This is a genomic window from Acinetobacter sp. UBA5934 (assembly GCF_002430855.1).
Taxonomy (GTDB): Bacteria; Pseudomonadota; Gammaproteobacteria; order Pseudomonadales; family Moraxellaceae; genus Acinetobacter.
This window is the reverse complement of the sequence record NZ_DJDC01000120.1, coordinates 7,450-13,795: the sequence shown is the minus strand read 5'-3', so window position 1 is coordinate 13,795 and position 6,346 is coordinate 7,450. Positions and strand designations below refer to the sequence as shown.

The following is a 6,346-nucleotide window of genomic DNA, read 5'->3' as shown; positions in this document are numbered from 1 at the left end:
ACTAAAGAAGGTGAGTGGAAAAAAAGTGAAGGTGATTGGCCATACCGATAGCTCTGGTGATGCAAATAAAAACCTGCTTTTAAGCCAACAACGTGCAGCAGCAGTTAAAAACTATTTAATTGAGAAAAATATTGCAGCTGCAAACTTAACCGCAGAAGGCTTTGGTTCATATCAACCGGTTGCTGATAATGTCACGGCAGAAGGACGTCGCAAAAACCGTCGTATTGAGTTTGAAGTTCAATAGAGGTTTTTCATAAGTCCCTTTTATTTCTCCCTGAGTTTGATTTTAAATAGGGCTTTAAAATCAAGCGCAAGAGAAAAATAAAAAGAGGTTCGTAATTATGAAAGAGGTTTAATAAATAGTTATATTTAATATGCTATGAAATAAGGAAGCCGAACACTTCCTTATTCCTTTTATAATCAAGCATCCTGAATTCTACGCCAAGGTTTTGCCTGTTCAATTTCATAGGCCAATTCAATTAAGGTTTTTTCATCACCGATATTGGCAGAAAGTTGCATGCTAATGGGTAAGCCATCTACTTGCGTTTGGCCCATCGGGATCGACATCCCTGGTGCACCAACTACATTCTGGATGGGAGTAAAAGTAACGTAATTCTGAATCCGGTCAAAGAGTTGATCAAATGGAAGCCGAGGCGAGAGATAACCAATTTGTGGCGTCGTATGGGCTAATACAGGTGAAAGGAGTACGTCGTATTGGTTAAAAACCTCTTGATACTGTTGCTGCATTTTTTTTAAGCGATATAAAAATAACGGCGTCTTGTAAAAGTTCTTTTTGTAGAGTCCGGCAAGTCCTACCGTTAAGTTATCCAGCTGTTTAACATTAAATCCAGATCCAAACGCCTTTTTTCCAAAAGTTTGCAGCATAAATGATAAAAAGCCCCAATATTCACTAAAATCATCAACAAAGCTAATGGAGATAGGCAACTGGAAATCTTCAACATGATGCCCCAAATCTGAAAGTAACTTTGCAGTTTGGTGGAGAGTAAAGGATGTTTCTTGATCAATTTGACCAGTGATGGATTGAGTAACCAGACCAATGCGTAAACGGCGCTGAATAGGCTGTTCGATTAAGCCGATTTTAGGCAATTTTTTATTATAAAATCTTTGTTCCATACCCGCATAAAAGTAAGCGGTATCCCGGACACTACGGGTTACCACACCTTCACTGATAATATTAATAGGTAAAGAACGCGCGGCATCGCTGTCAAAGGTACGGCCACGACTGGGTTTGAGACCAATCAAACCACAGCAGGCAGCGGGGATGCGAATTGAACCGCCACCATCATTAGCATGCGCAATAGGCACTACACCTGAGGCCACCATGGCGGCCGAACCACCGGAAGATGCACCGCAAGAATAGTCAGTATGCCATGGGTTGAAAGTTGCGCTGCCATCTTTAAACTCGGTGGTCGCATTTAAACCAAATTCTGGTAGTGTCGTTTTGCCTAAAACGACAAAGCCCTGATCTAAAAATTGCTGACTGATTTTGGGATTAATTAATACAGTTTTACCATTTACTGCTTTAGAACCATGATTAGTTGCCAGGCCTTGGTAATCGGTATTGTCTTTAAAAAAGAAGGGAACACCTGCAAAAATTCCTGTCTGTTTAAAACGCGGCTTTGCTAAAGCCCGCTCAAAACATTCCAGCTGAATCGCATTGAGATGAGGATTGACACGTTGTGCGCGTGCAATTGCTGCTGCAGTGACTTCTTCTACAGAAGCCTGTTTGTTGCGAATTAATTGTGCGATACCCACGGCATCTAGATCACTCATGACATCATTATCGAATGCATGAATGCGTTTAGAATTTTGCGATTCCATATAATTCTAGCCCTATATTTCCCTATATTTTTGTTTTTCATTTTGTCTTAATAGAGAACAGCATATGCATATCATGCTGATCAATGCATTATTTTACCGCATATTAATGACAACATTCACTGTCAATTTTAAACTATTCATCTACTATAAAATTTTGCAGTGTCGAAATAAGCTGATCGAGTGAATGTTGAACTGAATCCGACCATTCAAATGAACAGTTAATTCTTAAATAATGCTGTTTTTGTTCGCTGATATTAAACAGCTGGCCAGGTGCAATGCCAATTCTCTGCTGGATCAGGCTTTCATAAATGCGCATGCTATCTACATTTTTAGGCAATTTGAGCCATAAGAAATAACCACCTGGATGATATTCCACCTTACATCCAACGGGTAAATTTAACTCTAAATATCTATAAAATAATAATTTATTATGTTTTAAATTTTTACGCAGATTGTGCAGATGTTTTTCATAATGAAAATTGGAGAGAAATTCTACTAAAGTATTTTGTAATAAAGAATTGACCGAAATCGTGCTCATTAATTGCAAATGCTGAATATACTGTGAGTATTTTCCAGCATGCACCCAACCCACCCGAAACGTCGCGCCCAAGGTTTTTGAAAAAGAAGAGCAGTGCAGGACTAGATTATTTTGATCATAATAAGTCATCGGTAAAGGCTTGTTATGTCCAAAATACATTTCTTCATATACATCATCTTCAATCATATGAACTTGATATTGATGCAGTAATTTTGAAATTTGAAACTTTATATCTTCTGAAACGGTAAAACCTACCGGGTTATGGCTATTCAGCATGAACCAGCAGAGTTTTACAGGATAATTTTTTAAAATATGCTCAAAGGCTTCTAGGTCAAATCCATGTTTGGAATGTTCAGGAATAGTGACCACTTTTAAGCCTAAGCGTTCAGCCGCTTGCCAGGCACCATAGAAAATATTTTGTTGCAGAATAATATAGTCACCCGGTTTGGCAATTGCTTGTAAAGCCAAGTTCAGTGCATCCATAGCCCCAGATGTAATGACAATGTCATCCGGATCTGTAGGTATACCTTGCATACAATAGCGTTGGGCGATCAGTTTGCGTAATGAAAAATTTCCTGGAGGTAAATTATCAATGGCATCATAACTTTTTTTATTACGCGCGATTTGTCCCATAATTTGAGTCAGTTTTTTGGAATAGACCAAATCACTGGATGGGAAGGCTGAGCCAAAAGGAACAATATGTTCGCCTTGAATGGATTTAAGATACTTAAAAATTAATGAATTGATTTCAATATTGGAATTTAAAGAAACGATCAAAGGTACATTTTGTGCGTGATCGACAAATGTATTGGAGACATAGTATCCAGATTTTTCTTTTGCATAAATTAAGCCTCTAGATTCAAGCTCTTGATAAGCATTCATCACGGTAATCAGACTAAAACCGGAAAGTTGTACTTGTTCACGTAAAGAAGGTAGTTTTTCATGGGATTTTAACGTGCCACTTTCAATTAACTGTCTTAATTGATGAGCAAGCTGTTCCGACTTATACATATTGACGTATTACTTAGAGAAAGTGTCTGTATATAAATATAGCGCTATTTAATCAATATTAAACTATTTTTATAACAGATAAGATGAAAAATTGAATCTGTTATACATTTTATAAGGGATGTTGTATCTATTAAATTGAAGAATATTTGCAATACTAGCTCACACTTAAATGCAGATGCATACTGAAAATGTACGTACTAATATTGAAATGGAGTTACACATGTTTGAAATATCGCAACTCAATTTGATTCATCAGTTGCTTTCCGGATATGAAGTTTCTCCACAAATTGAAATATTACTCAAGCAAAAATATTTAAATGTGGAAGCGACATTATTAAGAGCAAAAATGCTCAGACAAATAGAAAAAGCAGGGCAGATTGCTATTATACAAGACCCAATTACAGATCACATTGAAGATTTAGCTTATCTATTTTCACCCTTTATATTGGCTAATTTAAATCAAAAAGTGATTTATCATACAGCTGAGAATGAACAGGTTTTAAGCATTTTATCGCGTTATTATCAGGTTAACCAAAGTAATATTGGCTTAAATTTTGATGAATTATTGGACAGCTTGGGCTTGTTTATACAATTAAACAATGAAGAGCTGACTCTGGAAGATTTATTTTATACAAATTTAATCAATAGCTTATGTAATTCAAAAGTATCTAGAATTATCTGTATTACGCGTTTGAATATCAATTTAGAATTGATCAATCTAATAGCTGATTTTCTGCATGTCCAGATTGAAATCATTGCACTAGAAAATCAAGCTGAATACTTAGATATAAGTAAAATCAATATGTTACAGCTAGTATTTAAGAATAAAAATGATGAATATATACAACTTTGTACAAAGCTTTCTAAAATGAATGCCAAATTATTGAACATATTAGATTTATATGGTTTTGAACACGCGCAATTACTGATAGAGGATATGTTTTATTCAGAACATATTTTTGAAAAGCTTTCAGTTTATGGTGAATATCTACAAACTAAAATTCAATATCATTAAACTCAAAGGCAGCATGTTTCTATTATGCAGGCTGCCTGATTATCGCTTGAGTTATTTAGATCTAAAACTAGGAAAGATATGAATGATCTGCACCAACAGCGAATGCGACACCCATACAGAACAATAAAGCATAAACTCCAAACCAGATAATGGCTCGTTTGAAAGCCTTATCTGAAATTTCACTGTCAGCATATTTTTGCTGCTTTTTCGACACTTGATCATTCATCAGACTATCTCAATTTGTCTATTTGTTAGTTTGATTATTAACGATATAACAGAGCATCTCCAGATACAGAAAAGTGAAATATTTATATAACAGTTATACGGGTGAATATTGCCGTTGCAAACGAGCAAAGTATTTTGCATAGCTTAGAAATTTATCAGCACAGTCTAGCTGTATCATATTAATTTGGACCAGCGCTTCGGTTTAATTGTTGAATATGAATAAGAGCACTCTAGAAAGAGATTGAAGTTGTTTAAGCAGCAAGTTGCAGCCATTAATGAAGCGTGCATTCCTAGTTTAGTTATGTTATGTTTGTTATTCCCAAGTAGAAATGTCCTACCTAATAACCAAATAGAAATGTCCTATATGGACATTTCCAAGTCAAGCACAGGATTCAGATTTCGCTGTTGAATTGCTGTTTTCTGTGCACGTCTGCTTGGCATCTTTTGAGAACGATTGCGTTTGTTTTGCTGTTCCAGTTCTTCATGCTGCTGTTGGATATGATTCAGAACAGCACCCAACCGTTTATTCTCAACAATCTCTCGCTGGTTCAGCTGACTTAATTTATCGAAGATGCTGTAATTGATCTTCCGACTTTCATGCATGATGGCCACAGTACCATCCGGGTATTCTAGAAATTCAAGATACTTGCCGATCAACCTCTGATTTTCTTCTGTATTCTCCAGGAGATATACACATTTATCATAAGTAATGGTCAGGCTTTTCGTCACTCTGCGTGGTTCACGCCAGGTAAAAACATCATCTAACTCTTCGGCTGTTTCAGTGACAGTCCGGTGTAGATCCTTGGGATTAAAAGCCATCTTGGCAAATTTACGATTAAATTGCTCAATAAAGCAGGGCAACCACTTATTCGCATCTGCAATCGAATTGATACCTTCCAGGCGCATCTCCTTAATCAGACGATCCTGAAGTGTTCTATTCGCTCGTTCCACACGACCTTTGGCCTGGGGTGAGTTAGCGAAGATGATATCGATTTTGAGGGTACTGAGTACGCGTCCAAACTGGGTAATCCTGGTGTCTTTCTTACTGCTTTGATTTACCCTAAACACTGAATGTTTATCGCTGTAAAACGCTAAGGGCTTACCGTGCTGTTCAACATACAGGCGTGTTGAAATCATATAGTCAAAGGTTGATTCTGATTCACAGAAGCGTAAATGCTGCAATTTTCCTGTGGCATCATCAATAAACACCAGTAAACAGCATTTAGGTGCTCGTCCTTCAAACCAGTCATGATGTGAGCCATCAATTTGGATCAGTTCACCATAACAATCCCGGTTATATCGAGGCTGATACGGGCGTTTCAGGCGCTTGGCGCGAGGAATCCATAAATCGGCTGCAATCATCCAGGAACGCAGGGTTTCTACTGAAATATTAAAGCCATAAACGCTAGTCAGCTTTTCATGGGCTAAAGTTGGTCCGAAACCATGGAATTGTTCAGCGACCAGATTGAGGCACTTGAGTCTGATCTCTTCAGGAAGCCTGGAATTGCTGGTTTGGCCACGACCGGCATGGGCTAATGCAGCGGGACCTTGAGCTTCGTATTTTTGCAGTAAGCGTCTGATCTGACGTTCTGAAATATGCAGTAGCTGAGCAGCTTGGGATTGAGTTATGCGTTGATCACAGATTTCCTGCAAGATCGACAATCGTTTAAGTTCTTTATCCGACATAGACACCAACATATCAAACCGTCCGCTAA

At 37.5% G+C, this 6,346-nt stretch carries 6 protein-coding genes; 2 read left to right on the top strand and 4 right to left on the bottom strand.

Features of this window, described 5'->3' with window-relative positions; genetic code table 11:
- A partial coding sequence (locus B2Y23_RS08440) for an OmpA family protein (RefSeq protein WP_291370199.1) occupies nt 1–244 on the top strand: 244 nt, incomplete at its 5' end.
- A gap of 176 nt (nt 245–420) precedes the next feature.
- On the opposite strand, the gene B2Y23_RS08435 is transcribed toward B2Y23_RS08440, so the two are convergent.
- Entirely contained in the window at nt 421–1,842 is a 1,422-nt protein-coding gene (locus B2Y23_RS08435; RefSeq protein WP_291370197.1) for an amidase, read from the bottom strand.
- 133 nt (nt 1,843–1,975) lie between these two features.
- Nucleotides 1,976–3,391 (bottom strand): PLP-dependent aminotransferase family protein, encoded by a 1,416-nt coding sequence (locus B2Y23_RS08430; protein WP_291370195.1) that lies wholly within the window; start codon nt 3,389–3,391, stop codon nt 1,976–1,978.
- Nucleotides 3,392–3,611: 220 nt separating this feature from the next.
- On the opposite strand from B2Y23_RS08430, the gene B2Y23_RS08425 reads away from it, so the two are divergent.
- Entirely contained in the window at nt 3,612–4,406 is a 795-nt protein-coding gene (locus tag B2Y23_RS08425; RefSeq protein ID WP_291370193.1) for a hypothetical protein, read from the top strand.
- A gap of 67 nt (nt 4,407–4,473) precedes the next feature.
- Here the strand turns inward: B2Y23_RS08425 and B2Y23_RS08420 are convergent, their stop codons facing one another.
- Nucleotides 4,474–4,632 carry a hypothetical protein gene (locus B2Y23_RS08420; protein ID WP_291370191.1) on the bottom strand — a complete coding sequence of 53 codons (159 nt, stop codon included), beginning with the start codon at nt 4,630–4,632 and terminating at the stop codon, nt 4,474–4,476.
- A gap of 359 nt (nt 4,633–4,991) precedes the next feature.
- Nucleotides 4,992–6,317 carry an ISNCY family transposase gene (locus tag B2Y23_RS08415; RefSeq protein WP_291370207.1) on the bottom strand — a complete coding sequence of 442 codons (1,326 nt, stop codon included), beginning with the start codon at nt 6,315–6,317 and terminating at the stop codon, nt 4,992–4,994.
- Between the last annotated feature and the right edge of the window lie 29 nt (nt 6,318–6,346).